Raw genomic sequence first — 25,992 nt, forward strand, 5'->3', positions numbered from 1 at the left:
GTTCGCGTAGGGTTGCTAAGGGACTGTAAAGGATCGTCAGACGCCAATCGCGCCGCGGAATTTGCCGTGTGGGCGCAGCGGAATCGGCACGCAAATCGCCGATTGCTGTCCGAACCCGTGCGAATCCGGGCGGCCCGGCTCGCCGCGCGCATCCTCGACGAGCAGGCCGACGAGATCGCGTGCGAAGCGCGGCAGCGCATCGCGATCGGCGACGCGGATCGGCAACCGGCGCTCGGCCCAGTCGCCTTCGAGCGCGACGAGGCGCGGCGCCATCGTCTTCGCATGACGGCGCGCGGTGCCTTCGGGCAGTACGACGACGTTCTCGACGATCATCCTGCAGGCTGTCTCGAAGTTGCTGACCTGGATGCGCCCACGCAGCATGCGCTGCATGTCGGCGGCCGTGCGCTTCGGGAAGGCGCGGATCGCGCTCGCGTCGCGCTGGCCGATGACGTCGTGGTCGAGCGTCGCGACGAACGGCGTCGATGCATGGTCGCGACGCCGGGTGGATGGCCGATCATCGCGCGAAGCCGTACGGCGTTGCACCGCCGGCCGCGACCCGTCGTCGCGGCCGGGATCTGTGTACCATCGTGCGTATGGCGCGACACACGGCACCGGGCATCACGGCCCGTGCGACGCGCGTCGCGGAAGCGGTAGTGCAACGAAGGCGAACGTTCCATGCGAAGTTTCTTTGTCCGGTTCATTGCAATCGGCGTGCTGTTCCATCTGTATGTCGGGATGCGGATCGTTCCCGATGCGTTCGTGTCGCCGCTCGCGCGCACGATCGCGGCGCTCGTGCTGGCGAGTTTCGTCGTGTTGATTCCGGTCGGCATGTTCTCGCGCCGCTTCGACGAAGGGTGGGCGGCGACGCTGGTCGGCTGGGCCGGCGCGCTCGCGATGGGCTTCTTCTCGTCGCTGCTGGTGCTGACGTTCCTGCGCGACATCGTGCTGCTCGGCGTGTTCGCTTGGCGGCATCTCGGGCATGACGGCGCGTGGAGCGGCGCCGCGCCCGACACGGCGCTCGGCGTGTTGGCGGCCGCGGTGCTCGTGACCGCGATCGGGTTCGTCGGCGCGCGCCGCACGGCGGCGGTCAAGCGCGTGTCGATTCCGGTCGCGGGGCTGCCGGCCGCGCTCGACGGATTGACGATCGTGCAACTGTCCGACATTCACGTCGGGCCGACGATCAAGCGGCCCTACATCGAACGGATCGTGCGTGCGGTCAATGCGCTCGACGCCGACCTCGTGGTCGTGACGGGCGATGTGGTGGACGGTTCGGTCAAGCGTCTGCGCGACCACACGGCGCCGCTCGGCGAGATGCGTTCGCGGCACGGCACCTTCCTCGTGACGGGCAACCACGAGTACTACGCGGGTGCGCATGCGTGGATCGACGAGTTTCGTCGTATCGGGCTGACGGTGCTGCTGAACGAGCACGTGGTGATCGAGCGCGGCGGCGCGCGGGCGGTGCTCGCGGGCGTCACCGATTTCACGGCGGGCGGATTCGATCCCGCCCATCGCAGCGACCCCGCGCAGGCGCTGGCCGGTGCGCCGCGCGACGTCGGCACGAAGATCCTGCTCGCGCACCAGCCGCGCAGCGCGGAAGCGGCGAACCGCGCGGGCTTTACCGTGCAGTTGTCGGGGCACACGCATGGCGGCCAGTTCCTGCCGTGGCCGCCGTTCGTGCGACTGCAGCAGCCGGTGATCGGCGGGCTGAACCGCTTCGGCGACATGTGGCTGTATACGAGCCGCGGCACCGGCTACTGGGGACCGCCGAACCGCTTCGGCGTGCCGTCCGAGATCGCGCTGATTCGACTGACGCGCGGTTAGCCGATGGCCGGGAGGCGGCCGTCGCGCGAGACGAACGCGCATCGCGGTGCACCGCGGCTTCCTTTCGGCCTTTCGGCGGCGAATGACAGCGCATGGCGGCGCACGGCGCCGTTGGCTAGTATGCAGACATGCGTCGTTCGCTTCGTTCCTCACCCGTGCCTGCCGACATGTCCACGCCCGATCTCTTCGCCGATACGCCCGTGCCCGACGTGGACTGGTATCCGGACTGGCTTGCGCCGCCCGACGCCGATCGCGCGCTGGCCGCGCTGATCGACGAGGTCGCGTGGCGGCAGGACACGATTCGTACGCCGCGCGGACGCATTCCGTTGCCGCGGCTCACCGCGTGGCAAGGCGAACCGGATGCCGTGTACGTGTACTCGGGCATCCGCAACGTACCCGAGCCATGGACGCCGGCCGTGCTCGGACTGAAGCATGCGGTCGAGGCGACGTGCGACGTGCGCTTCAACAGCGTGCTGCTCAATCGCTATCGCAACGGGCTCGACAGCCTCGGCTGGCATGCGGACAACGAACCCGAACTCGGCGACGCGCCAGTGATCGCGTCGGTGAGTCTCGGCGCGATGCGCGTGTTCGATCTTCGCCATCGCGCGACCGGCGTCACGCATGCGTACCGCCTCGTGCACGGCAGCCTGCTCGTGATGCGCGGACGCACGCAGGCCGAATGGCAGCACCGCGTGCCGAAGGCGCCGGCCGTGCAGGGCGAACGCGTGAACCTGACCTTCCGGCGCGTGTCGATGATGGGCGGATAGATCGCGCCCCGTTTCCCGATCCACGAAAGGGTGGTGCAAGCAATTGGCCCGGCGTGCGGCACGTTGCCGCACGAACGCGGTGCCGGGCGCCTCGGCGTGCCGCTGAGGCCCGTCCCGCAAGGCTTTCGGGTAGATACGATCAACCGCCCGGTTCCGATAGGTGAGTGAAACCTCTGATGGTGCGTCGCAACAATTCTTGAATAAACTGTCGAATGACAGAACCGCGTTGGCGTGCCGGCGCGACCTTTTCGATATGCCTCCGTGCGCTGCCGACGCAGCGCGCAACGGGGCAGGAGCAAAACGCGTGACCGTACTCGACCCTTCCTTCGCACCCTCGCTGCACGTCTTCGAGCAAGACGGCGGATGGCAATGGGCGCTGACGGTGAAGCGGGCGACCGGCGTCGGCGTGAAAGTCGTGGCGTTCAGCCGCGAAGGCTTTCGCGGCGAAGCCGAGGCATACGCCGCCGGCCAGCTCGCCCGCGCCGAATATGACGCCGCCGTGACGGCCTGACGCCGTCGCGGCGATCCCGCCCGAGGATCGTCCTCACCGTCGGCCGCTCGCTGCCGGGCGGTGGCTTTCCCGATCGTTTTCCATCTTCCGTCTCGTGCCCCGCGCGATGCGCGCATCGCGCGGGCGCGCCTGTTCGCCCGCGCCCGCCGCGCCGAATGGTCCGTACCATTCGACACGTGCGTGCCATACGTCGCGCTTAACGTCCGGGCACGGCGTCCGTCGCGCCGGCGACGCGGCCTGCGCCGCGGCTTGGACGCCGACCCATCGACGAGAATGATGCAGGTCATGTGCGACGACAGAATCGACTACCACCGCCCTGCGCGCGGCGGACCGCGCACGACGCGGGCGCCGGAACGGGGATTCACGCTGATCGAGGTGCTGATCGCGCTGGCGATCGTGGCCGTGGCGCTGGGCGCCGTGATGCGCGCGATCGGCGCGCTCGCGTCGGACACCGACACGGCGCGCATGCGTCTGCTCGCGCTGTGGAGCGCCGACAACGCGCTCGGCGAGATCCGCATCGCATCGACCTGGCCGCCCGTCGGCGCGAACACGTTCGCGTGCCCGCAGGGCCGCTACCGTTTCGTGTGCCGCCGGTCGGTGGCCGCGCTGCCGAGCCCGCTCGTGCGGCGCGTGACGGTGAGCGTCTATCCGTCCGCATCGAGCCGCAACGTGCTCGCCGAAGTCGTCACGGTGATCCAGAATGAAGCGCGCCGCTGAACGTCGCGGGGCCGGGCGCGCCCGCGGCTTCACGCTGATCGAGATGCTGGTCGCGATCGCGCTGCTCGCCGTGATCGCGCTGCTGTCGTGGCGCGGCCTCGACGCGACGATTCGCGGGCGCGACGATATCGCGTCGAATCTGGCGCAAACACGTCTGCTCGGCCGTTATTTCTCCCAGTTGCAGTTCGACCTGATCAACCTCGTGACGGCCGACGAAGTGTTCGGGCCGCCGCTGCGCATCCGGCCGAACGAGCTCGTGATGGTGCGCCATCTCGGCGTCGGTGGCGGACCGGCGCAGATGCAGGTCGTGCGCTACCAGCTCGAGGGGCGCGAGCTCGCGCGCAGCGCGTCGCAGCCGCTCGCGTCGCTGGCCGACGTGGAGGATGCACTGAAGCACATGGATGCGTTCGCGCGCGTGGTGGTCAGCAACGATACGCGGACGATGCAGCTTGCCGTGTGGATTGCGCCGGGCGGATGGACGACGAGCCAGACCGTCATCGAGCAGAGCTATGCGCAGTTTCTCGCCCAGCACGGCGTCAGCAACATCACGTCGCTCGGCATGCCGCTGCCGCGCGGCGTGCGCTTCGCGGTCACGATGGGCGCGCCGGCAGTCGAATACGTGCGGACGATCCCGATCGGCCAGTGACGGCGGCGCGGGGCGCTCGCGGCGCGCCACGCGATCCGTCCCCCGGACAAAATGGTCCGTAACTTTCGTCATACGTCTGTTATTACCCGTCCGTTAGTCTCGTGACGAGCATGACCGCTGCGACCGGTTCCGTCGAACCGGGCCGGCGGCGGCATCGGCAAACGGGAAGGGGGGCGAACGTGACGGTCGAGCACCGGCATGATGCACACGCGGGCGCGTCGGGACTCGATGCGCGCGGTCAACGGCAATCGGCGGCGATCCTGAGCCGCGCACAACACTCGCACAGCGCCGGACGGTTCGACGACGCGGCGCGCGACTATCTCGCCGTGCTGGAGAAGGAGCCCGACAACCCCCAGGCATTGCACCTGTACGGCGTGCTGCAGTTCCAGTGCGGCGCGGCCGATACTGCCGAAGCGTTGCTGCGCCAGTCGATCGCGATCGCGCCCGGCACGCGCGTCCTGTCGGATCTCGGCGCGATCGCCGGCGAGCGCGGCCGCGTCGGCGAGGCGCTCGAGCATTTCGCGGCCGCGCTGCGCACGACGCCCGACGACGTGCAGACGCTCGTACGCCGCGGCAATACGCTGCTCGGATTGCGACGCTACGACGACGCGCTCGCGTCGTTCGACCGTGCGCTCGCGGTGTCGCCGCTCGTCCTCGATGCGCTGTGCAATCGCGGCAGCGCGCTGCGTGCGCTGCGCCGCTTCGACGAGGCGCTCGATACCTACGACCGCGCACTGATGGTCGATCCGCGTTCGTTCGAATCGTGGTTCAACCGCGGTCTCGTGCTGCGCGAACTACAGCGGCCTGCCGATGCGCTGCAGTGCTTCGAGCGCGCAAACGCGATCCGGCCAGGCGTGACCGCGATCCTGGCCGAGCGCGGCCGTACGTTGATCGATCTCGATCGACCGGGCGAGGCGCTCGACGCGTTCAACGAAGCGATCGCGGCCGATCCCGCGCGGATCGACGTGCTCTACAACAGCGCGGTCGCGCTCGAACGGCTCGGCCGCGCGGACGAGGCGCTGGCCCGCTGCGAGCGCGTGCTGGCATTCGATCCGGATCATGTCCGCGCCCATGCGAGCCGCGGCAACGCGCTGCTGCAGCTCGAGCGCCACGACGATGCGCTGGCGGCCTATGCGCGTGCGCTGGCGCTCGATCCGCACTCGGTGGAGACGTTGTGCAACCGCGGCACCGCGTTGCGTTACCTGAAACGCTACGACGACGCGCTGGCCAGCTACGACGCCGCGCTCGCGCGCGACGCAGGGTTCGCCGAAGCCTGGACCAACCGCAGCAACGTATTGCAGGACCTGCATCGCTACGACGAAGCGATGGCGTCGCTCGACCGTGCGCTCGCGCTGCGTCCCGACCACGCGACGAACTGGCTCAACCGCGGCAACCTGTATTTCGAAACGGCGCGCCCGGACGATGCCCTTGCCGCGTACGACCGCGCGATCGCGCTGCGTCCCGACTACGCCGAAGCGCATTTCGCGCGCGCGTCGCTGTATCTGATCGAAGGCGATTTCGCGCGCGGCTGGCCCGAATACGAATGGCGGCTGCGCGACACGCGGTTGGCGCGGCACTACCGGCCGTTCACGCAGCCGGCGTGGCAGGGCGACACGCCGCTCGACGGCCGGACGGTGCTGATTCATGCGGAACAAGGGTTCGGCGACACGCTGCATTTCTGTCGCTATGTGCCGCTGGTGGCCGCGCGCGGTGCACGGGTCGTGTTCGAGGTGCAGCCGCCATTGCGCGCGCTGATGGCGTCGCTGCCCGGAGCGGTCGACGTGATCGCGCGCGGCGATCCGCTGCCGGCGTTCGACTGCCAGGCGCCGCTGTTGAGCCTGCCGCACGCGTTCCGCACCGACGCAACCACGATTCCGTATGCCGGCGCCTATCTGCATGCCGACCCGCAGCGCACGCGCCAGTGGGAGGCGCTGCTCGGCGAACGGCGCCGGCCGCGGATCGGGATCGCGTGGGCCGGCAATCCGCAGCATCGCAACGATCACAACCGGTCGATCGATTTCGCGCGGCTCGCGCCGCTGTTCGATCTCGACGTCGACTGGATCAGCCTGCAAAAACCCGTGCGCGAACGCGACGCGGCGCTGCTCGCGGCGGCGCCGGTGCGTCGCGTCGACGACGAACTCGGCGACTTCGCGGACACGGCCGCGCTGATCGGCGCGCTGGATCTCGTGATCGCGGTCGATTCCGCCGTCGCGCACCTGGCGGGCGCGCTGGGCCACGCGGTGTGGGTGCTGCTGCCCGATCCCGCGGAATGGCGCTGGATGCGGACCCGCGGCGACAGCCCGTGGTATCCGTCCGCGCGGCTGTTCCGGCAGGCCGCGCCGGGCGACTGGACGGGCGCGATCGACGCGGTGCATGCCGCGATCGCGCCGATGACACGTTAGACACGACACGCGACACGAACAGCGACAAGTGGGGGCCACACGATGACACCGAACGGGGAAGGGACGACACTCGCGAGCGCGCCGGTCGCGCCGGATCGCCGTCCGCCCGACGCCGCGCAACTCGACCGGCTGCTCTTGCGTGCGCGCAAGGCACACCACGACGGCGCGCTGCAGCACGCGGAACACGCTTATACCGAATTGCTGACGCTCGATCCCGAGCATCCGGAGGCGCTGCATCTGCTCGGCGCGGTGCGCTTCCAGCAAGGGCGGCTCGCCGATGCCGAACCGCTGATGCGGCGCTCGATCGAGCGCCAGCCGGCGCCGCTCGCGCTCGCGAATTACGCGGCGGTGCTGACCGGGCTCGGGCGCGCGCACGACGCGCTCGCGCGGCTCGACGAAGCGCTCGCGATCAATCCGGTCCATCAGCGCGTGCTGTTCCAGCGTGCGGGCCTGCTCGCGCAACTCGCGCGGTACGACGACGCGTGTGCGGTCTACGATCGGCTGCTCGCGCTGACGCCCGGTTTTGCCGACGGCTATGTGAAGCGCAGCGACATGCTGCGCGCGCTCGGCCGCCACGACGACGCGCTCGCCGACTGCGATCGCTCGATCGCGCTGGCCGGGCGTTCGTTCGACGCGATGCGCGGGCGCGGCCTCGCGCTGCGCGAACTCGGCCGCTTCCGCGATGCGGTCGACAGCTACGGCCACGCACTCGCGCAGACGCCCGGCAGCGCCGAGGTGCTGTTCCTGCGCGGCGTCGCGTATCTGGATCTGCACGAGCCCGAACGCGCGCTCGCGGATTTCAACGCGGCGATCGCGGCGAGCCCGACCTTCGTCGATGCGATCTTCAACAGTTCGATCGCACTCGAGCAGCTCGGCCGGCACGACGAGGCGCTCGTGCGCTGCGACCGCGTGCTCGCGATCGATCCGCACCATGCGCGGGCGCTGGCGAACCGCGGCAATGCGGCCAGTCATCTGGAGCGTTATCGCGACGCGGTCGACAGCTATGCGCGTGCGCTCGACGTGGAACCGGAGAGCCCCGGCGTGCTGTGCAACTATGCGAGCGCGCTGATGCGCGTCGAGCGTCACGACGACGCGCGCGACATGTGCGACCGCGCGCTAGCGCTTGCCGAAAACTATGTGCCGGCGTGGTTCACGCGCGGCCGCGCGGCGCTCGAAACGCATCGCTACGCGGCCGCGCTCGACGATTTCGCGCGCGTGATCGACGCGACGCCGCGCGACAAGCTCGCGCACTTCCACAAGGGCAATGCGTTGCGCGCGCTGCGGCGTCACGACGCCGCGCGGCAGGCGTATGCGGATGCGATCGACATCGATCCCGACTACGTGCTCGCGCACTGCATGCGGGCGTTCCTGTGTTTGTCGATCGGCGATTTCGAAGCCGGCTGGGCCGAGTACGAATGGCGCTGGCGCGACACGCAGCTCGACGCGAGCCGGCGCACGTTCGCGCAGCCGCGCTGGACGCACGGGATGCCGCTCGACGGCAAGACGATCCTGCTGTACCCGGAACAGGGGCTCGGCGACACGCTGCAGTTCTGCCGCTACGTCCCGCTCGTGAAGGCGCTCGGCGCGCGCGTCGTGCTCGAAGCGCCGGTCGAGCTGAAGACGCTGTTCGCGACGCTCGACGGCGTCGACACGCTCGTCGCGCGCGGCGAGCCGCTGCCGCCGTTCGACCTGCATTGCCCGCTGCTGAGCCTGCCGCTCGAGTTTCGCACGGACCTCGCGTCGATTCCGGCCGGCATACCGTATCTGGCCGCCGACCCCGTGCGTGTCGCGCAGTGGCGCGAACGGCTCGGCGCAGCGACGCGGCCGCGCATCGGCCTCGTGTGGTCCGGCAACCCGCTGCATCTGAACGACCGCAACCGCTCGATGACGCTCGCGGATCTGCTGCCGCTGTTCGACGACCGTTACGAGTGGATCAGCCTGCAGAAGGTGGTCCGCGACGACGATCGGCCGGTGCTCGACGCGAGTGCGGTGCGCTTCGTCGGCGACGCACTCCATGACTTCGCCGATACGGCGGCGCTGACCGCGCTGATGGACGGCATCGTCAGCGTCGACACGTCCGTCGCGCACCTTGCCGGCGCACTCGGCCGGCCGCTCGCGCTGATGATCCCGCATACGCCCGATTTCCGCTGGCTGCTCGATCGCGACGACAGCCCGTGGTATCCGTCGGCGCGGCTGTTCCGCCAGCCCGAGGGCGGGCAGTGGGCGCCCGTCGTCGAGCGGATCGCGGCCGAGTTGCCGGCGCTCGTCGGCGGAGGCGCGCGATGAGTGTGCGCCGCGAAGCCGCGCCGATGGCCGGTGCCGTACCGGGCGCCGCGGCCATGCCGCTGCATGCGGTGCTCGCCGACGCGCTGCGCAATGCGCGCACACGTCTCGAACAGCGCGACTTCGCGGGGGCCGGGCGACTCTACGAAGGCGTGCTGACGATGGCGCCGGATCATGTCGAGGCGCTGCACCTGCTGGGCCTCGTGCATCTGCAGCTCGGCGATCCCGCACGGGCGGAGCCGCTGATCGCGCGCTCGATGAAGTTCGGATTGAACCAGCCGTGGAACCTGGCGAACCACGCGGCGGCGCTGACCGGTGTCGGCCGTCATCGCGACGCACTCGCACTCGCCGATCGCGCGCTCGCGACCGATCCGGACCATGCGCCGTCGCATGCGGCACGCGGCGATGCGCTACTCGGGCTCGGGCAATACGACGCGGCGCTCGCGGCCTACGATCGGGCGCTCGTGCGCGAACCGGCGCACGCCACCGCGTGGCGCAAGCGCGGCGAGACGCTGCGGCGGCTCGAGCGGCCCGCCGATGCGCTGATCAGCATCGAGCGCGCGTTGCGGATCGACCCGAACGATGCGGCCGCGAACATCGAGCGCGGACATGCGCTGCGCGCGCTCGGCCATCGCGAGCAAGCGCTGCACAGCTATCAGCTCGCGATGGTCGTGCGCGGCAAGACGCCCGAGCTCGTCTACGCATGCGGCGTCGTGATGACCGAACTCGGCCGCCCGGCCGACGCGCTCGCGTGTCTCGACGAAGGGCTCGCGCGGTTGCCGAACGACGAGCAGCTGCTGTACGCGAGTTGCGTCGCGCTGGATCTGCTGCACGCCCGCGACGAATTGCTGAAGCGCTGCGACCGGCTGCTCGCGTTGAATCGCGACCACGTCGCGGCGTGGGTCGGGCGCGGCAATGCGCTGCTGGGGCTCGAGCGCCATGCGGAAGCCGCAGTAGCCTACGCGCATGCGCTGGCACGCGATCCCGACGATATCGATGCGCGCCGCAACCGCGCGGCCGCGCTGCGTGCGCTCGGCCGGTTCGACGACGCGCTCGCCGATTACGACGCGGCGCTGGCGCTGACGGGCCCGCATGCGGAGCTGCATTACAACCGCGCGCTCGCGCTGCAGCAGCTCGGCCGCTATGACGACGCGCTCGCGAGCCATGCGGCGGCGGCCGGCGCGCCCGCGGACACGGCGCAGGCCTTGTTCACGCGTGCGCTGGCGCGCCAGCACATCGGCGACGACGACGCGGCGCTGACCGACTATGCGGACGCATGCCGACGCGATCCGAATCATGGGGCCGCTCGTCGCTCGCTAGCGTTCTGCCGGCTGCTCGCGGGCGATTTCGACGCCGGCTGGCGGCAGCACGAGGCGCGCTGGGAGGCGGCCGACGTGATGCTGCATCGACGTCATGCGGACCGGCCGCTGTGGACCGGCGACGAACCGCTCGCGGGCCGCACGCTGCTGCTGCATGCCGAGCAAGGGTACGGCGACACGCTGCAGTTCTGCCGCTACGCAAGCCTCGCACATGACCTCGGCGCGACCGTGATCGTCGAGGCGCCTGCTGCGCTCGGCGAACTGCTCGGCACGCTGCGCGGCGTGAGCCGGGTCGTTACCGAAGGGCAACCGATGCCGGCGTTCGACCTGCAGTGTCCGCTGATGAGCCTGCCGTACGCGTTCCGCACGACGCTCGATACGGTGCCGGCCGACGTGCCGTACCTGCGCGCCGATGCGCGACGGCGCGCTGCGTGGGTGCAGCGGCTCGATGCACTTGCGCCGTCGGGCCGATTGCGGGTCGGGCTCGCGTGGTCCGGCAATCCGCGTCATGCGAACGACGAGAATCGCTCGATACCGTTCGCCGCGCTCGCGCCGCTCGTCGGGTGCGGTGCGCTCGACGTGACGTTCGTGAGCCTGCAGCCGCAGGTGCGGGCCCGGGATGCCGATGCGTTCGCCGCGAGCGCCGTGCTGTCGTTCGCGGACGCGCTCACGGATTTCTCCGAAACGGCGGCGCTGGTCGACACGCTCGATCTGGTGATCAGCGTCGACACGTCGGTCGCGCATCTGGCCGGCGCGCTCGGGCGGCCCGTCTGGGTGCTGCTGCCGCGCGTGCCGGACTGGCGCTGGCTGCTCGAACGCGACGACTGCCCGTGGTATCCGTCCGCGAGGTTGTTCCGGCAGGCGCGGCCCGGCGACTGGCCGACGGTGGTCGAGCGGGTGGCTGCCGCGCTCGGCGAGGCGGCTCGCACGCGCGCTCAACCGGCGTGACCGGCCTTCCATGACAAAAGCTACGGACCTTTTCACGGCGGCCGGAATGGTCCGTAACAGTCGCCATGTCGCTGCCATTCGCGCTTCGTATGGTCTTCGGATTCCAGCGGCCTGTTTCAGGCGCAACGACATGTGCGGCGCCCGACCGGCGCCGCATGCAAATTCCTAGCATCGGGGTGGAAAGAATGGCAGCACGCGCACGTACGGAACGGCAACCTCGCGCAACGGCCTCGCGGTCGGTCCTGAAATCGGAACTGAGCCCGCTGTACCGGGCGGTCGTGCTGATGCTCGCGGCGGGCGTGTCGGCGCATGCGCACGGGGCGGGCATCATGAACCTCGGGCAGGCCACCGCACGTGCGGCGGGCGGCGGCGCAGGCGGTGCGAGCAGCATGCCGGGCGTGCCGAATCTCGGCGTATCGCCGCAGCAGGCGCTGCAGGCGAGCCAGCCGTCGATCCGCAACCTCGGTTATGCGGCGCACGCGATCGCCGCGCAGATCGCCGCGCAGCAGAATGCGGCGGCCGCGGCGGCGAAGCTGCCGTCGACCGTGCCGAACGGGCTGACGCCGGGCGGGCTGCAGGTGGCGGCGGGCGCGTCGGGCGATACGAACAATCCGGTGCTGTGGTTCAACGCGAACGCGCCGACGCAGAGTACCGACGCGAACGGCCACGTGAACGTGGACGTGAAGCAGACCGGGCAGAACGCGGTGCTGACGTGGGAGACGATGAACGTCGGGCGGCAGACGACGCTGAATTTCGATCAGTCGGGCGGGACGCAGACGAATGGGGCGAACAACTGGGCTGTGTTGAACCGGGTCAACGATCCGAGCGGGCGGCCGAGCCAGATTCTGGGGAACATCACCGCGCAGGGGGCGGTGTACGTGATCAACCGGAATGGCGTGCTGTTCGGCGCCGGGTCGCAGGTGAACGTGCATTCGCTGGTGGCGTCGTCGCTCGATGTGCTGAACATGAACAACTACAACCAGGCCATGCAGAACAGGGTGCCGGTTGTGACGGACAGCAGTCTTGCGCAGGACGCCGCGGGGATCGTCGCGAGCAACAAGCAGTTCCTGAGTTTGCCGGCCGGGACGACAGGTGGGCTGGCGTATCCGGAGTCGGGTAGCTCGACGGGGGTGAATGGCGACAGCCAGGTTCCGAACGAGGTGCTCGGCCTCGGCAATCAGGTCAACCTCACGTCGGCCGGCCAGTATCGACCGTGGGGCGATATCACCATCGAGCAGGGTGCATCGATCACCACGCATGCGAACGGCAACGTCAGCGACGGCGGCTTCGTGATGATCGCGGCGCCGAACGTGACGAATGCGGGGCACATCAAGGCGACGGACGGGCAGGTCGTGCTCGCGGCCGGGGTCGGCGTGAGCCTGCGGCCGAACGGTTCCGGTAAAGTCAATCCGCAGGTGCTGCTGCCGGAATTGAGCGGGCAGATTCTGCTGCTTGGACCGAACGGCCAGGCGACCGACATCACGCCGGCCGGCACGCTGACCAACACGGGTATCGTCGAAGCGGCGCGCGGCAACGTGAACCTGCTCGGCAGTCGGGTCGCCCAGGACGGCGTGGTGGGCGTGACGACGAGCGTCAACGCGCCGGGCGCAATCACGATTTCCACGGTCGACGAATACCAATCCAACAATCCGGCCGGGGCCGCGTATCTCGGGCAGGCGCTTGTGACGATGAGCCAGCAAAGCACCGGCGGCGACACGCATCGTGCCGGCCTGCTTAGCTTCGGTCCCGATTCGGTGACGACGGTGATGCCGGACGGCAACGGCCAGACGACGCCTTCCACGCCGGGCGCGACCTTCACGCCAGGCAGCATCGGCATGACGGCCGGGTCGATCTGGTTCCAGGGCGGCTCGCTGATCGAGGCGCCCGGGTCGAAGGTCACCGTCACGGCGCTGACGCCGTCCACGTCCGGGGCGCAGACGCCGGCAGGTCAAACCGCTGTGCCGGGCCGCATCTATGTCGATAACGGCGCGACGATCGACGTGTCCGGCCTTGCGAACGTCGAAGTGCCGATCTCGCAGACGCTCGTGACGGTCGACCGGATCGGCCAGAACGAACTTGCGGATTCGCCGCTGCTGCGCAACGGGTTCCTGCTCGGGTACAAGGGCCTCGTGTTCGACAGCACGCTGACGGGCACGCGCAGCGACGGCGTGCAATGGGTCGGCAGCCCGATCCTGAACCTGTCGGGGTATGTAAGCCTGATTCCGCGCACGGTCGATCAGTTGCTGACCAATGGCGGGTCGATCACGCTGTCCGGCAACGAGGTGATGACCGCGGCAGGTTCGTCGATGAACCTGAACGGCGGTTACGTGCATTACGACGGCGGGATGGTCAACACGACGCGGCTGGTCGATGCGAACGGCGCCATCGTGCCGATCGGACAGGCGAGCCCGTACGACACCTACATCGGCATCGCGGGTCAATTTATCGAATCCCATCCGCGCTGGGGAGTGACGAAGTCCTGGTACAACCCGCTTCAGACGGCGGGGGCGTACCAGGGCGACTATATCGTCGGCGGCAATGCGGGCACGCTCGACGTCTATGCGTCGCAGGCGGCGGTACTCGACGGCGATATCAGCGCGCAGGCGTTCGGCGGCTCGAAACAGATGCAGGGCAACAGCCTGCCGAGCGGCGGGACGTTCAACCTCGGCGCCGATCCGAAGCTCGATGGCGCTGCACTGGTCAATCTGACGTCGAACGGCCATCCCGCCGGAACCGGCACTGTCGGCCTCGTCGTGCTGCAGGACAACGCACCGTCGCTCGACGAGGTCACGCCGGGTTTCTCGATCGATACCCCGCTGGACACCAAGACGTTGCAGGCGCTGCCCGCCGCGGACCCGCGCAACGTGCTGTCGACCACCGTTGTGCCGGTCGCGACGTTGAACAGCGGCGGCTTCGCGAATCTGAACGTGACCGAGGACAAGGTCGGCGGCACCGGGATCGTCGTTTCGCAAGGCACGCAACTGACGTTGCAGCCGGGTGGCTCCGTTTCGCTCAACAGCGCCCGTCCCGGCGCCGACGTCAATGTGGCAGGCAAGCTGATCGTGCCGTCGGGCTCGGTCGCCCTGTCGAGCGGCGGCAACGTCGTCGTGGGACCGGAGGCGGTGATCAGCGCTGCCGGTCAATGGGTCAACAACGACGTGCAGGCCGCACCCGGTACGACGCCGGGCAACAGTCAGTTCGTCAATGGCGGCACCATCTCGCTGTCGGCCATCCAGAATTCGCTGAACGTGCCCGGCGTCGGCTATGCGGACACGACCGGCTCGATCCTGCTGCAGCCCGGCAGCGTGCTGGACGTGTCGAGCGGCGGCGAGATGCTGGCGAACGGCCAGATGCTGATGCAGAACGGCGTGCCGGCCGGGCGCGGCGGCAACGTGTCGCTGCAGACGTATGCGGCGCCTCAGTCGAAACAGTATGGCCATACGACCGACGGCGGCGGTGGCGCGTATTTGCCCGCGGCGCAGCCGACGGCCGGCACCCTTGCCCTGGGCGGTACGATCCTGAGCGACGGTTTTTCAGGGGGGGGCACGCTGACGCTGCAGGCGCTCGGCTTCCGGATCGGCGGCGATGCGGCGGCCGCGTCGCCGTGGGACGTCTATCTCCCGGAGAGCTTCTTTGCGCGGCAGGGGTTCGGCAAGTACGTGCTGAACGCATATTACGATGCGACCGTCGCGCCGGGCGCCACGGTCGGCGTGACGCAATTGAACCGCATCCCGGAGGCCGCGCTTCAGCAGGCCGGTACGGGCGCGAACCTGTCGTCGGGCGGCCTGACGTCGATCGGCCAGCTCGATGCGTATCACCGGCAGGCGACGAGCCTGGTGCTGACGGGCGGCAATTACACGTCATGGCTTACATCGGCAGATGCGGCGCCGACGTACCCGGGTGTGACCGGTGCGGTCACGCTGTCGGAGGGCGCGTCGATTCATGCCGATGCGGGCTCGAGCATCGGACTCGGCTCGCCGACGCAGGTCACGGTACTCGGCACGATCGTCGCGCCGGGGGGATCGATCACGTTGAGTGCGGACGGGGCGGGCACGTTCGCGCAGACGGGACAGTTCAACACCGGCGCCCGAAGTTCAAGCCAGTCGGTCTGGCTCGGCTCGGATGCGACGCTGGACGTGTCGGGTACCGCGGTAGCCAATCCGCTCGCGGCACCGGTCAAGATCGGCGGGACCACCGTCGTGCCGAATACGGGCAAGGTGCTGCCCGGCGGCTCGGTGACATTGTCGAGCGATACGGGTTACGTCGTTGCGCAGGCCGGCTCGAAGATCGACGTATCGGGTGCGTCGACGAATTTCGACCAATTGCAGGCGAACGGCACGTATGCGTCTCGACCAGTATGGAGCGATGCCGGCTCGATGACGCTATTGGCGGCGAACGGCCTGTTCGCGGATGCGACGCTGCAGGCACATCCGGGCGCGGCGCAGGCGCGAGGCGGCACGCTGACGATCCTGCCGCATCAGAACGATGGCGCGACCGGCACGGCTCTTGTCGTGCGGCAAGACGGCACGCTCGCGCCCGCCGGTTTGGCACCGGGGCAGGACTTTGCGTCGGCGATCGATCCAACGACCGGCTTGCCGATCGGTCAGCCGACCGGCGTTCTTCAGTTCTCGGCCGACCGGTTGAAAGGATCCGGCATCGCGAATCTGGTGCTCGGCAGCGACACGCCGCCTAATCTTTTCGGCGTGTCGCCGACACCGATTCTGTTTGCGGGCGACGTGACACTGTCACTGCCGGAATCGGTGAGCCTGAATGCGGGCCGCATCGCGGCCATCGACATGGGACAGTTGTCGACGCTGCTGTCGACGCCGCCGATACGCAAACCGGACGGGACGATCGCGTCGGCGGTCGACGCGGTACTGGCACAAGCGCCGCAAGCACCGCTCGGCACGACGGTGGAAATCGATGCGCCCTACGTCGCATTGTCGGGGCCGCTCATCCAGTCGCAGGCGCCGAAGTTCAATCCGGTCGCGGCGCTGTCCGATGCGACGCTGAACGTGAACGCGTCGTTCGTCGATCTGAAGAACCAGTTCCAGCTCAACAATTTTGCTCACGCGAACTTCATGAGCAGCGGCGATATCCGCCTGAGTTCGACGAACGCGAGCCAGACCCAGGCGCCGGGTCTGGCGCCCGGGATTCTTTATACGCCGGGCGATCTGACCTTCAAGGCGGCCGACCTGTATCCGTCGACCGGCAGCACGTTCGTCGTCGCTGCGGTTGGTCCGACCGATTCGTCGACAGGCAAACCGGCGCCGACGACGGTCACGTTCGCGTCGAATGGCGAGTCGGGCACGCCGCTGTCCGCGGGGGGCACGCTGCTGGTCGACGCGACGAACATCGTGCAGGGCGGCACGGTGCGCGCGCCGTCCGGCGCGATCGTGTTCGGCGTCGGCGATCCGTCGAATGCGGCGACGCAAGCACAGTTTGCGGGCCTCTCGCTCGTCGCAACGGATTCGGTGAAGCTGGCGAACGGCAGTGTGACGTCGGTCTCGAACGGCGGCGCGGTCATTCCGTACGGCACGACGATCGACGGCGTCGAGTGGCAGTTCAATCCGCTTGCCGGCAACACGACGCCCGACCTGATCGCACCGCCCGCGAAATACGTGGGTGTGAACGGCAGCAATGTCGCGCTCGACAAGGGCGCGACGATCGACCTGTCCGGCGGCGGCGACCTGCAGGCCGCCGAATGGGTGCCGGGCACCGGCGGCACGCGCGACGTGCTGTCGCAATACAACGTGAGCTATGCGAGCGGCAAGGGCGCGACGGCCGTGCCGGTCAATGCCGGGGCGGGCAACGTCTACGCGATCGTGCCGGGCGCGCAATCTCCCGTCGCCGCCTATGACCCGGTGTTCGCACAGACGCAGCAACCGTCGACCAATGCGAACGGTACGCCGACGACCGCGACGGCGACGATGGGCGTCGGGCAGGCGAGCCTGACCGATCCGGTCGGCAAGGCCGTGTATCTGTCGGGCGTGCCGGGGCTGGCGCCCGGCTACTACACGCTGCTGCCGGGCAAGTACGCGACGTTGCCGGGCGCGTATCGCGTCACGGTGTCGAACACGGCCGGCAATCTCGTGCCGGGCGCGAGCCAGATGCTGCAGGACGGCACCGTCGTGACGGCCGGCTATTTCGCCGACGCGTTGACGGGCAGCCGAAGCGCGACGCCGACGCTGTTCAACGTGCAGTCGAACGGCGTGTGGCAGCAGTACTCGCAATACACGCTGACGGGCGCGAACGCCTATTTCACGAAACTCGCCGCGACGAAGGGCAACGTGACGCCGCCGCTGCCGGTGGACGGCGGTCAGCTGGTGCTGGCGGCGACGAAGGCGCTGACGCTCGGCGCGACGCTGAATGCGGCCGCCGGCGCGGGCGGCGCGCCGGCCCAGGTCGACATCGCGTCGCAGGAGATCCAGATCACCGGTAACGGCAGCGCGGCGCTGCCCGGCTATCTGCAGATCGGCAGCGACGCGCTCGATTCGCTGAACGCGGGCAGCCTGCTGATCGGCGGCACGCGCGCGGCGACGACGAGCGGCGTCACGATCACGCCGATCGCGAACAGCGTCGTCGTATCCAACGACGGCAACACGGCGCTGAAGGGCCCCGAGATCCTGCTCGTCACGAAGACCGACGGCAGCGGCACCGATCCGAACGCGGCGAACGGCCTGCGCGTCGATGCCGGTGCGTCGATCGCCGCCCAGGGCGATTACCCGGCCGCCAAGGATCAACCGATCGCGATCGCCGGCGACGGCGCATTGCTGCGCGTGTCGAACGGCGCGATGGCGCCGTTGTCGCGCACCGGCGGCACGGGCAACGGTTTGATGACGGTCGGCGCAGGCGCGACGCTCACGGGCGGACAGGCGCTGCTGCTCGATTCGTCCGGCGATCTGAAGGTCGATCCGTCCGCTGTGCTGTCGGCCAAGGCGATCACGGCGGACGGCTCCGCGATTACGTTTACCAACGCGAGCGGCGCGTCGGCGGCGAGCCTGCCGGGCTTCGTCGTCGATCCGGCCGGTCTCGCGCAGTTCGCGAACGCGCAGCAGGTGACGCTGCGCAGCTACGGCGCGATCGGCTTCGTCGGCGACGTGAACGCGACGTTCGGCAACGGCGTCGATCTGAGCGCCGGCACGTTCACGAGCGACGGCGGCCACGTGACGCTGAATGCGCAGCAGGTCGCGTTCACGAACGAGATGGGTGCCGCACCCGGCACGACGACGGCCGGAAACGGCACGCTGACGATCAACGCGAAAGAGATCGACCTCGGCACGGGCACGAAGGCGGCAAGCGGCTTCGGCTCGGCGGTGATGAACGCGACGGGCGGCATCGTCGGCCAGGGTACCGGCACGTTCGACTTCGGCGCATTGCCGGTCACGCTCAATGCACCGGTCTACCTTGCCGATACGAGCTCGGCCGCCACCGTGAAGACCACGGGCGCACTGACGCTGAACGGGACGTCGGGTACGGCATTGAAGCGCGATGCGGTTGGCGGTGCATGGACCTTCATCGGCGGTACCGTCGTCGACAACGGTGCGACGATCAGCGCGCCGGCCGGCAACGTGACACTCGAGGCGACGGCCGGCAACCTGACGATCGGCGGCGGATCGACGGTCAGCGCGGCGGGCGTGTCGAAACAGTTTTTCGATGTGACGCGCTACGCGCCGGCCGGGTCAATTACGTTGACGGCCGATGCGGGCACCGTCGACGTACAGGCCGGCTCGACGCTCGATTTCTCCGGGGCTACTGGCGGTGGCGCGGCAGGCAGTCTTTCGCTGTCGGCGCCGCAACAGGTCGTGAACCTGAACGGCGCGATCAAGGGCGGCGCGGCGAGCGGCTATGCGGGCGGATCGTTCTCGCTCAATACGGGCGGCGCGGCCGATCTCGATGCGCTGTCGAAGACGCTGGCATCGAGCGGCGTGAACGAGGCGATCACCGTCCATACGAAGACGGGCAACCTGACGCTGTCGCAGGGCAACACGCTGACCGCGCACTCGGTGCTGCTGACGGCCGACGGCGGATCGGGAAGTTCGGCCGATACGGCGAACGGCAACGTGAACGTGCTCGGGACGATCGACGCGTCCGGCAAGGCAGGCGGCGAGATCGACCTGTACGGCCGCAACGGTGTGGACGTCGAAGGTTCGCTGCTGGCGCGCGGCTCCGATCCGAATCAGCGCGGCGGGAAGGTCAACATCGGCACGACCGCATTGTTCGATCCGACGATCGTCGACGCGAACGGCAACTCGGTCGCGTACAACGCAACCTATGGTTACGAGAACATCCTGCGTGCGAACGCCGGTGCGATCACGCTCGGCGCGAATGCGCTGATCGACGTGTCGGGCGGGACGGCCGGCGGTTTGTCCGGCGGCACGGTGAATTTCCGCGCGCCGTTGCTGGCCGACAACGGCGTAAAGGTCAACCTGCCGGATACGTTCAACGACGGCAAGGGCATCGTCGGCTCGCGCGCGACGACGCTCGAGGCGTATGCGGTATGGAGCACGACGGACGCGACGACGGGCGCGCAGCACTTCGACGGCGTCATCGACCCGGCGGGATGGTATGACAAGAGCGGGCATCTGCTGGCCGGCACGTTCACGGCACAAGGGACGTCCGGCACGCCGGCGACGTTCTCGTTCGCACCGGACGGGTCGGGTGGCGGCACGCTGACGAACCAGGCGACGGGCGCAACGGCGAGTGTCACGCAGGCGCAGCTTCAAGGTGGTGACAAGGATATTGGTTTCGGCGGGCTGAACAACATGTATTTCGCGCCGGCGAGCAACGGTGCGAATACGGATCACCAGACTTTCTACGGCTACCAGAACGGCGATGCATCGACCGCGACGCCGGGAACGCTGATGGGGTTCGTGCAACACGGGCTCGATACGCTCGTCGATCCGTTCGCGGGAAAGAACATCGCGAATACGCGCATCGTGCCGGGGATCGAGCTCGACAACCCGAGCCCGGCGATCAACGGCGGCGACATTCAGGTGCTGACGAACTGGAACCTCGGGGCGGGCGCGTCGCCGACGAATCTCGCGTTCCGTTTCGACGGGCAGGCGCCGATCGTGACGCTGCGCGCCGAGAACAACGTGAAGGTGAATGCCAGCCTGTCGGATGGGTTCTTCCAGATCGCCAACCCGCTGGGCGGCGGCGGGACGATTGCGGTGCCGCCGTTGTCGACGTTGAGCGAGGCGAATGCCATTTTCAAGTTGCCGTCGGGCTACAACGCGTACCCGTACGGGTACGGAATCTGGTACTACGCCAAGAAGGGTGTGGCGTTTGCCCCTGGACAGCCGGTCGGCGGAACGCCGGACGAGATCGCGGAATACTACGCGCTCTATATGGCGTACGCGAATTTTCTCGATCAGACTGCGACGAGCCTTTCGTCGCAGCTGAATTGGGCTCCGACTTACAACAATATCGGTATCGTCTATCAGCTGAGATTCAACGCGGCCGGAGCGGTCGCGGCTGGTCAGCCGAAAGGGCCGATTGCGCCTTCGGCGGCCGAGCAAGCGGTAGATCCCGGTTCATACCTGATTTATCTGAATCAGTATCAGAAATATCTGGCCGACTCCGTTCGATTCCGGAATCAAAATGGGAAGTATCCGCTAGTGGATGTTCCCGCCGCGCCAGCGGTTCAACCTGTTTCGGTGATCGGGACGCCGACGATCAGCCTGCCGGCCGTAACCGACAACTCGCCCGCGCCGACGCCGGTCGCGACCAATCCGATTCCGCTCCAGTCTTCGTCGCTGACGGGTGGAACGAGCAGTTCGTTCCGCGTAGTGGCGGGCGCCGATCTGAATAGCACGAATCCGCTTGCACTGCAGCCGTTGGCTGCGGGCGAAACAACGAGCGGCAAGAGTGTCACGTTCGACGGCCATACGACATACGTCGACAGCAGTGGGTTTGCCGTGCTTGCACCAACGACGATCCGAACCGGTACGGGCGGCATCGATGTGGCCGCGGGCAACGGCGTCGCGTTGTTCGATGCCGGTACCGCACAAGCAAACGACTCGGATGTGGTCGTGCCGGGCGTGATTTATACCGGTGGCGCGCCTGCCGCGTCCGCGCCATCCGGTAGCCCCACGGTGGCGATCCTGCACGCTGGAACCGGCTATCAGGACATTCTGATCACGCCGACCGTCAGCCCCGATTCGGCTGGCGATATCACGATCCACGCGCAGGGCGACATCACGGGCGCCGAGTACCTGACCGATACGAACGGCACGGTCACTGGACGGACCGGCACCAACATCAGTCCGTTCTGGTGGCAGTGGATGCAGATCGGCAATCCGACCGGGTCGGTCGGCGCGACCACTCCCGTTATCCAGACCGTCCAGACGTCGATCAACTTCGGTGCGTTCGATCAAGGCGTGTTGAGCGTGGGCGGAAATGTCTCCGTGTCGGCGGGCGGGAATATCTCCGATCTGTCGGTGTCGTTGCCGACCACGTGGTGGCTGACCGGCACGAAAACGGATACCCCGACCGTCAATACGGTCGGCGGCGGCAACCTGTCGGTGCGAGCCGGTGGAGACATCTTGAGCGGCGGTTATTTCGTCGCCAAAGGGACCGGGACGATCACGGCTGGCGGGAAGATCGGCTCGGATCTCGCGGTGCCGTCGCAACTCACCGGACAACCTCCGGTAACGGTGGATACGCTGCTGGCAACGCAGGACGGCGTGCTCGACGTGAGTGCGCGTCAGGGCGTGAGCGTCGGGCGTGTGTTCGATCCGTCGTATGTGCAGAGCAATACGCTGCTGTATGCGTACAAGCAGCGCGCTGACATGCAGGGCTATTCGTCGACCTCCGCGGTCAATATTGCGTCGACGACAGGCGATGTCGCGATCGGTACGCTCTCGGCCGTCGGCGTGATCGGCGGCGGTGCGCCGACTACATCGATTCCGGGGGCGAACGATCTCTCGTCGGTCCTGCCGGCATCAGTGAGCCTGACCGCGTTGACGGGCGGCATCACCGTGGCGGCAAGCGGTGTGCTCTATCCGTCAGCGTCCGGCGACCTGAGCCTGATCGCCGACCAATCCGTCAACCTGTCGAGCGGCAACGGCATGGCGCTCGCCGGGGCACCCGCGTTCGGCATGCTCGACGTCGACCCGGGCGCGATGCCTTCGCCCGCCAATCCGAATGTTCTCATGGTCAATCCGAACATCGCATCGGCGGCGGCACATGGCTCAAATGCGTTGCATGCCGACGACCCCGTGCCGGCAAGAATCTACAGCCTCAATGGCGACATCGTCGATGGCGTGCTTCAGACGACAGGAGGAGACGCAGGCTTCTACGGAAATCTGGTTCCCGTTGCGATCGACAAGCCCGCGGTGATTCAGGCTGGGCGGGACATCGTCAATCTGTCGTTCCTCGGACAAAATCTGCGCAAGTCAGACGTGACGCGTATCGTGGCGGGGCGCGACATCTACGATACGCCGCCGCAGCAGTCGCAGCCGCAGCCGCTCGTTGCACCGGTGCTGGCACTGGGCGGTCCGGGAACGTTCGACATCCAGGCGGGGCGGAATATCGGTCCGCTGACCAACCAGAGCAATCTGGGGAATGCGAAGGGCATACTGACGGGCATCGACGCAATCGGCAACGCGAACAATCCGTACCTGCCGCATGAAAGTGCGAACGTCAATGTGCTGTTCGGAATCGGGCCCGGCATTGACACTGCGTCATTCGTCTCGACGTATATCGATCCGGCGCGTGCCGTATCCGGCGTACCTGGCGCGACGCCGGAACTCATCACGTTCATGGAGCAGTATGAGGCGGGCCTCTCGGTCGATACCGGCCTCGTCAAGGACCAACCGGCAGTCAAGCCTTTGACTGCCGACGCAGCATGGTCGAAGTTCAAGGCACTCCCGCAGTTCGTTCAGCAGTTCCTTGCAGAACAGGTCTTGTTCAAGGTGCTGGCCAGCGTAGGCGAGGATTACAACAATCCGGCCAGTCCGTATTATCAGAAATATGCGCGCGGATACGAGGCGCTCAATACGATGTTCCCGTCCTCGTTCGGCTATACGGCCAACAACCTCGGTGGCGGCAACAACGGCGCGAACAAGGTGATCGATACGGGCGACCTGGATATTCGAAGCACGACCATCCAGACGCAGCAGGGCGGAAATGTGTCGATCCTGGGTCCCGGCGGACAGGCGCTGATCGGGAGCACGTCCGCGCCGCCGCAGGTCGTGGCGAGCGACGGATCGGTGATTGCCGGGCCCGGTACGATGGGTATTCTCACGCTCGAGAAAGGCGACATCGACATCTTCACCGATCGCAGCGTGCTGCTTGCGCAGAGTCGCATTTTCACCGAGCAGGGCGGCGACATGACGATCTGGAGTTCGAACGGCGACATCAACGCGGGCAAGGGCGCGAAGTCGTCGGCGGACACGCCGACGCCGCAATATGTGTGTGACGCGAACCACTATTGCACGGTCGATACGCGTGGCCAGGTCACTGGTGCCGGTATCGCGACACTGCAGAGCGTACCGGGCGTGCCGATCGGCACGATCAACCTGATTGCGCCGCGCGGTACGGTCGATGCGGGCGACGCGGGCATTCGTGCAGGTAACCTGAACGTTGCGGCGCTGCGTGTCGTGAACGCGGACAACATTCAGGTAACCGGTAAAGCGAGCGGCATCCCGCTCGTGCAGGCGGTAAATACGGGTGCGCTGACGGCTGCGAGTGCCGCCGCCTCGGCCGCGACCCAGGTCGCGCAGGATATCGCCAAGAACAATGCGTCCGGTGTGTCGCCACGTCGCTGGACGATCTCGGTGCAGGTCGAGGGGTTTGGCGATACAGGCGGCGATGGCGGGAAGAAACACAAGCAGCAGGTCGGCTATGACGCGTCGAACGCGGTGTCGGTGCTGGGCTTCGGTCAAGTGGGGCCGGCGCAGAGATCGGCGTTGAGTTCGGACGAGCGTGCGCGGTTGGGCAAGATTTGAAGGGGGAAGTCGATGCGAGCCGCCGGTTCGACTGACGGTTTATGCCCTTTGATCATCGTCTCTCGGCATTGTCGAGAGACGTAATGCAGCTGCTTGCGAATTCGAGTACAAGACGAAAAGCCGCGCCACTGGTGATTCAGAGAAATCCCATGAGATTTTCCTCTTGCGTCAGCCATCATCCAAGGCTCTTCGTGAGTGCATCAGACGATGCTTGACCTGACGGTGACGAGTAGTGCGGATTGAAGCTGTAAACGAAAAACTGCGCCCTTGACGATTCAAGGGCGCAGTTGCAGAGACGGTGGAGCATCCACCGTCAAATGGCTTAACGACCGGTGACCGAGCCCGTGCAGACGCTCGTGTTGCCGATGTCGAGGTTGAAGCCGCTCGTGTTGCTCAGGAAGTCAGCCGAGATTGCCGTCTGGAAGTTCGACGACACGGTGTCGAAACCGTTGCCGTGAACGATCGACGCGAAGCTGGCGTTCGTGTAGTGGCTGTTCAGGAAGTCGTGCACGGCGGTCTTGACCGACGGATCCGCGTAGCACTGGCTCAGGATGATCTGGCTGGTGCCGGAAACCGGATAGCCCGAACCCGGATTGCCGACATTCGGCACCCAGTTCGCCTGGTTGGCGGCGCGAGCTTGGGTGCTCGGGACAGTCGCCGTGCTGAGTGCGGTCGTCGCGTTCGCATACGTCGGCGCGTAGTACACGCCGTTCGAGGCGTTCACGAGGCTTGCCACCGGCAGCTGGAATGCGCTGGCCGACGTCACGACCGTGCTTTTCGGAGCCAGGAACGTGTTCGTGTAGTCCGGGCTCAGGTAAGCGACAGCGGCCGTGCCGGCCGACTGGTAGCTCACCAGTTGCGTACGCACGCCACCGCTACCCGAAGCCGGCGTGAAGTTCGACGGAACACCGCCCGGGAACGAAGCCGTGAACGTCAGCGAATCGACGAACGTCACGCCCGCAGCCGTATTGGCAGTCGTACAAACAGCTGCCAGGTGGCGGGTCAGCAGTTCGGTCGTGCCGCTACCGTCCGAACGGTAGACGACCTTGATCGGTGCGTTCAGCGCGTACACCGAACCCGTTTCCGGATTCGTGACCTGATTCCAGTTCGTCAGCTTGCCCGAGAACACGCCGCACAGGTCGTTGTCGTTCAGCGCGATGCTATGTGCCTGATTCGGCGTCGTTTGCGGGGTCGTCGTGCTCGTCACGGCCGGGCCGTTGACGACCGGCACCGTGATCGGCGTGACGACGTACGGAATCTGGATCAGCGGGCCATTCGTCGCGCCGAGGCCGGCCTTGTAGGACGTGAGCTGGGCGGTCGACAGGGCCGCATCGCTGTTCGCGAAGTGGACCGTGCCCGTGACGCCTGCGCCGAAGAACGTCGGCTGGTTGTTCAGGAATGCGTTCTGGCCGGCGCCCGAACCCACCGAGTAATACGTGAACGAGCCTTCGGCGGTGCCGAACAGGCCGATTTCGGTCGCGGTGTTGCCGATCGCGCCGATGGTCGGGGCGACGAGCGACGAACCGCCGCCGTGGATGTCCGCGGCCATCGCGGCCGTGGCGCCCAGACCGGAAACAACGAGAGCGAGGACTTGACAGATCTTGCGCTTGCTGGATTTCATGAGA

General features: G+C 67.6%; 11 protein-coding genes. 9 read left to right on the plus strand and 2 right to left on the minus strand.

All coding sequences use genetic code 11. From position 1 onward, the window contains the following. Positions 1-36 precede the first annotated feature (36 nt). Positions 37-543, minus strand: a complete 507-nt coding sequence (locus tag WT53_RS18810) for a hypothetical protein (RefSeq protein WP_257127848.1) — start codon at positions 541-543, stop codon at positions 37-39. A gap of 132 nt (positions 544-675) precedes the next feature. On the opposite strand from WT53_RS18810, the gene WT53_RS18815 reads away from it, so the two are divergent. The 9 genes from WT53_RS18815 (at position 676) to WT53_RS18855 (ending at position 24,367) form a co-directional block, all read left to right on the plus strand. Further along, positions 676-1,821, plus strand: coding sequence for a metallophosphoesterase (locus WT53_RS18815; RefSeq protein WP_060260986.1), 1,146 nt, complete (start codon positions 676-678; stop codon positions 1,819-1,821). 167 nt (positions 1,822-1,988) lie between these two features. Then, positions 1,989-2,588 carry an alpha-ketoglutarate-dependent dioxygenase AlkB gene (locus WT53_RS18820; protein WP_230624759.1) on the plus strand — a complete coding sequence of 200 codons (600 nt, stop codon included), beginning with the start codon at positions 1,989-1,991 and terminating at the stop codon, positions 2,586-2,588. A gap of 304 nt (positions 2,589-2,892) precedes the next feature. Further along, positions 2,893-3,099: a hypothetical protein gene (locus tag WT53_RS18825; protein ID WP_034204546.1), complete on the plus strand. Its 207-nt coding sequence runs from the start codon at positions 2,893-2,895 to the stop codon at positions 3,097-3,099. Between the two features lie 276 nt (positions 3,100-3,375). Next, positions 3,376-3,816: a type II secretion system minor pseudopilin GspI gene (gene gspI / locus WT53_RS18830; RefSeq protein ID WP_373558455.1), complete on the plus strand. Its 441-nt coding sequence runs from the start codon at positions 3,376-3,378 to the stop codon at positions 3,814-3,816. Continuing rightward, a complete protein-coding gene (locus WT53_RS18835) occupies positions 3,800-4,462 on the plus strand; it encodes a type II secretion system protein J (protein ID WP_060260992.1) in 663 nt (220 codons plus the stop codon). Before gspI ends, WT53_RS18835 begins: the two co-directional genes overlap by 17 nt. A 179-nt stretch (positions 4,463-4,641) precedes the next feature. After that, positions 4,642-6,864 carry a tetratricopeptide repeat protein gene (locus tag WT53_RS18840; protein WP_060262048.1) on the plus strand — a complete coding sequence of 741 codons (2,223 nt, stop codon included), beginning with the start codon at positions 4,642-4,644 and terminating at the stop codon, positions 6,862-6,864. 42 nt (positions 6,865-6,906) lie between these two features. Further along, a complete protein-coding gene (locus tag WT53_RS18845; RefSeq protein WP_060260997.1) occupies positions 6,907-9,150 on the plus strand; it encodes a tetratricopeptide repeat protein in 2,244 nt (747 codons plus the stop codon). Continuing rightward, positions 9,147-11,414, plus strand: a complete 2,268-nt coding sequence (locus WT53_RS18850) for a tetratricopeptide repeat protein (protein ID WP_082727507.1) — start codon at positions 9,147-9,149, stop codon at positions 11,412-11,414. Before WT53_RS18845 ends, WT53_RS18850 begins: the two co-directional genes overlap by 4 nt. 185 nt (positions 11,415-11,599) lie before the next feature. After that, positions 11,600-24,367, plus strand: coding sequence for a filamentous haemagglutinin family protein (locus WT53_RS18855; protein ID WP_082727508.1), 12,768 nt, complete (start codon positions 11,600-11,602; stop codon positions 24,365-24,367). A 322-nt stretch (positions 24,368-24,689) separates the two neighbouring features. Here the strand turns inward: WT53_RS18855 and WT53_RS18860 are convergent, their stop codons facing one another. Next, entirely contained in the window at positions 24,690-25,988 is a 1,299-nt protein-coding gene (locus WT53_RS18860) for a substrate-binding domain-containing protein (protein WP_034204551.1), read from the minus strand. Positions 25,989-25,992 lie beyond the last annotated feature (4 nt).

The organism is Burkholderia sp. MSMB2157WGS (assembly GCF_001532755.1).
GTDB lineage: Bacteria > Pseudomonadota > Gammaproteobacteria > Burkholderiales > Burkholderiaceae > Burkholderia.

What these genes read in the sequence shown, in the direction of transcription:
- WT53_RS18860 (WP_034204551.1), bottom strand. Translation starts at nt 25,988, where the DNA reads ATGAAATCCAGCAAGCGCAAGATCTGTCAAGTCCTCGCTCTCGTTGTT.
- WT53_RS18850 (WP_082727507.1), top strand. Translation starts at nt 9,147, where the DNA reads ATGAGTGTGCGCCGCGAAGCCGCGCCGATGGCCGGTGCCGTACCGGGC.
- WT53_RS18845 (WP_060260997.1), top strand. Translation starts at nt 6,907, where the DNA reads ATGACACCGAACGGGGAAGGGACGACACTCGCGAGCGCGCCGGTCGCG.
- gspI (WP_373558455.1), top strand. Translation starts at nt 3,376, where the DNA reads ATGCAGGTCATGTGCGACGACAGAATCGACTACCACCGCCCTGCGCGC.
- WT53_RS18820 (WP_230624759.1), top strand. Translation starts at nt 1,989, where the DNA reads ATGTCCACGCCCGATCTCTTCGCCGATACGCCCGTGCCCGACGTGGAC.
- WT53_RS18855 (WP_082727508.1), top strand. Translation starts at nt 11,600, where the DNA reads ATGGCAGCACGCGCACGTACGGAACGGCAACCTCGCGCAACGGCCTCG.
- WT53_RS18815 (WP_060260986.1), top strand. Translation starts at nt 676, where the DNA reads ATGCGAAGTTTCTTTGTCCGGTTCATTGCAATCGGCGTGCTGTTCCAT.
- WT53_RS18835 (WP_060260992.1), top strand. Translation starts at nt 3,800, where the DNA reads ATGAAGCGCGCCGCTGAACGTCGCGGGGCCGGGCGCGCCCGCGGCTTC.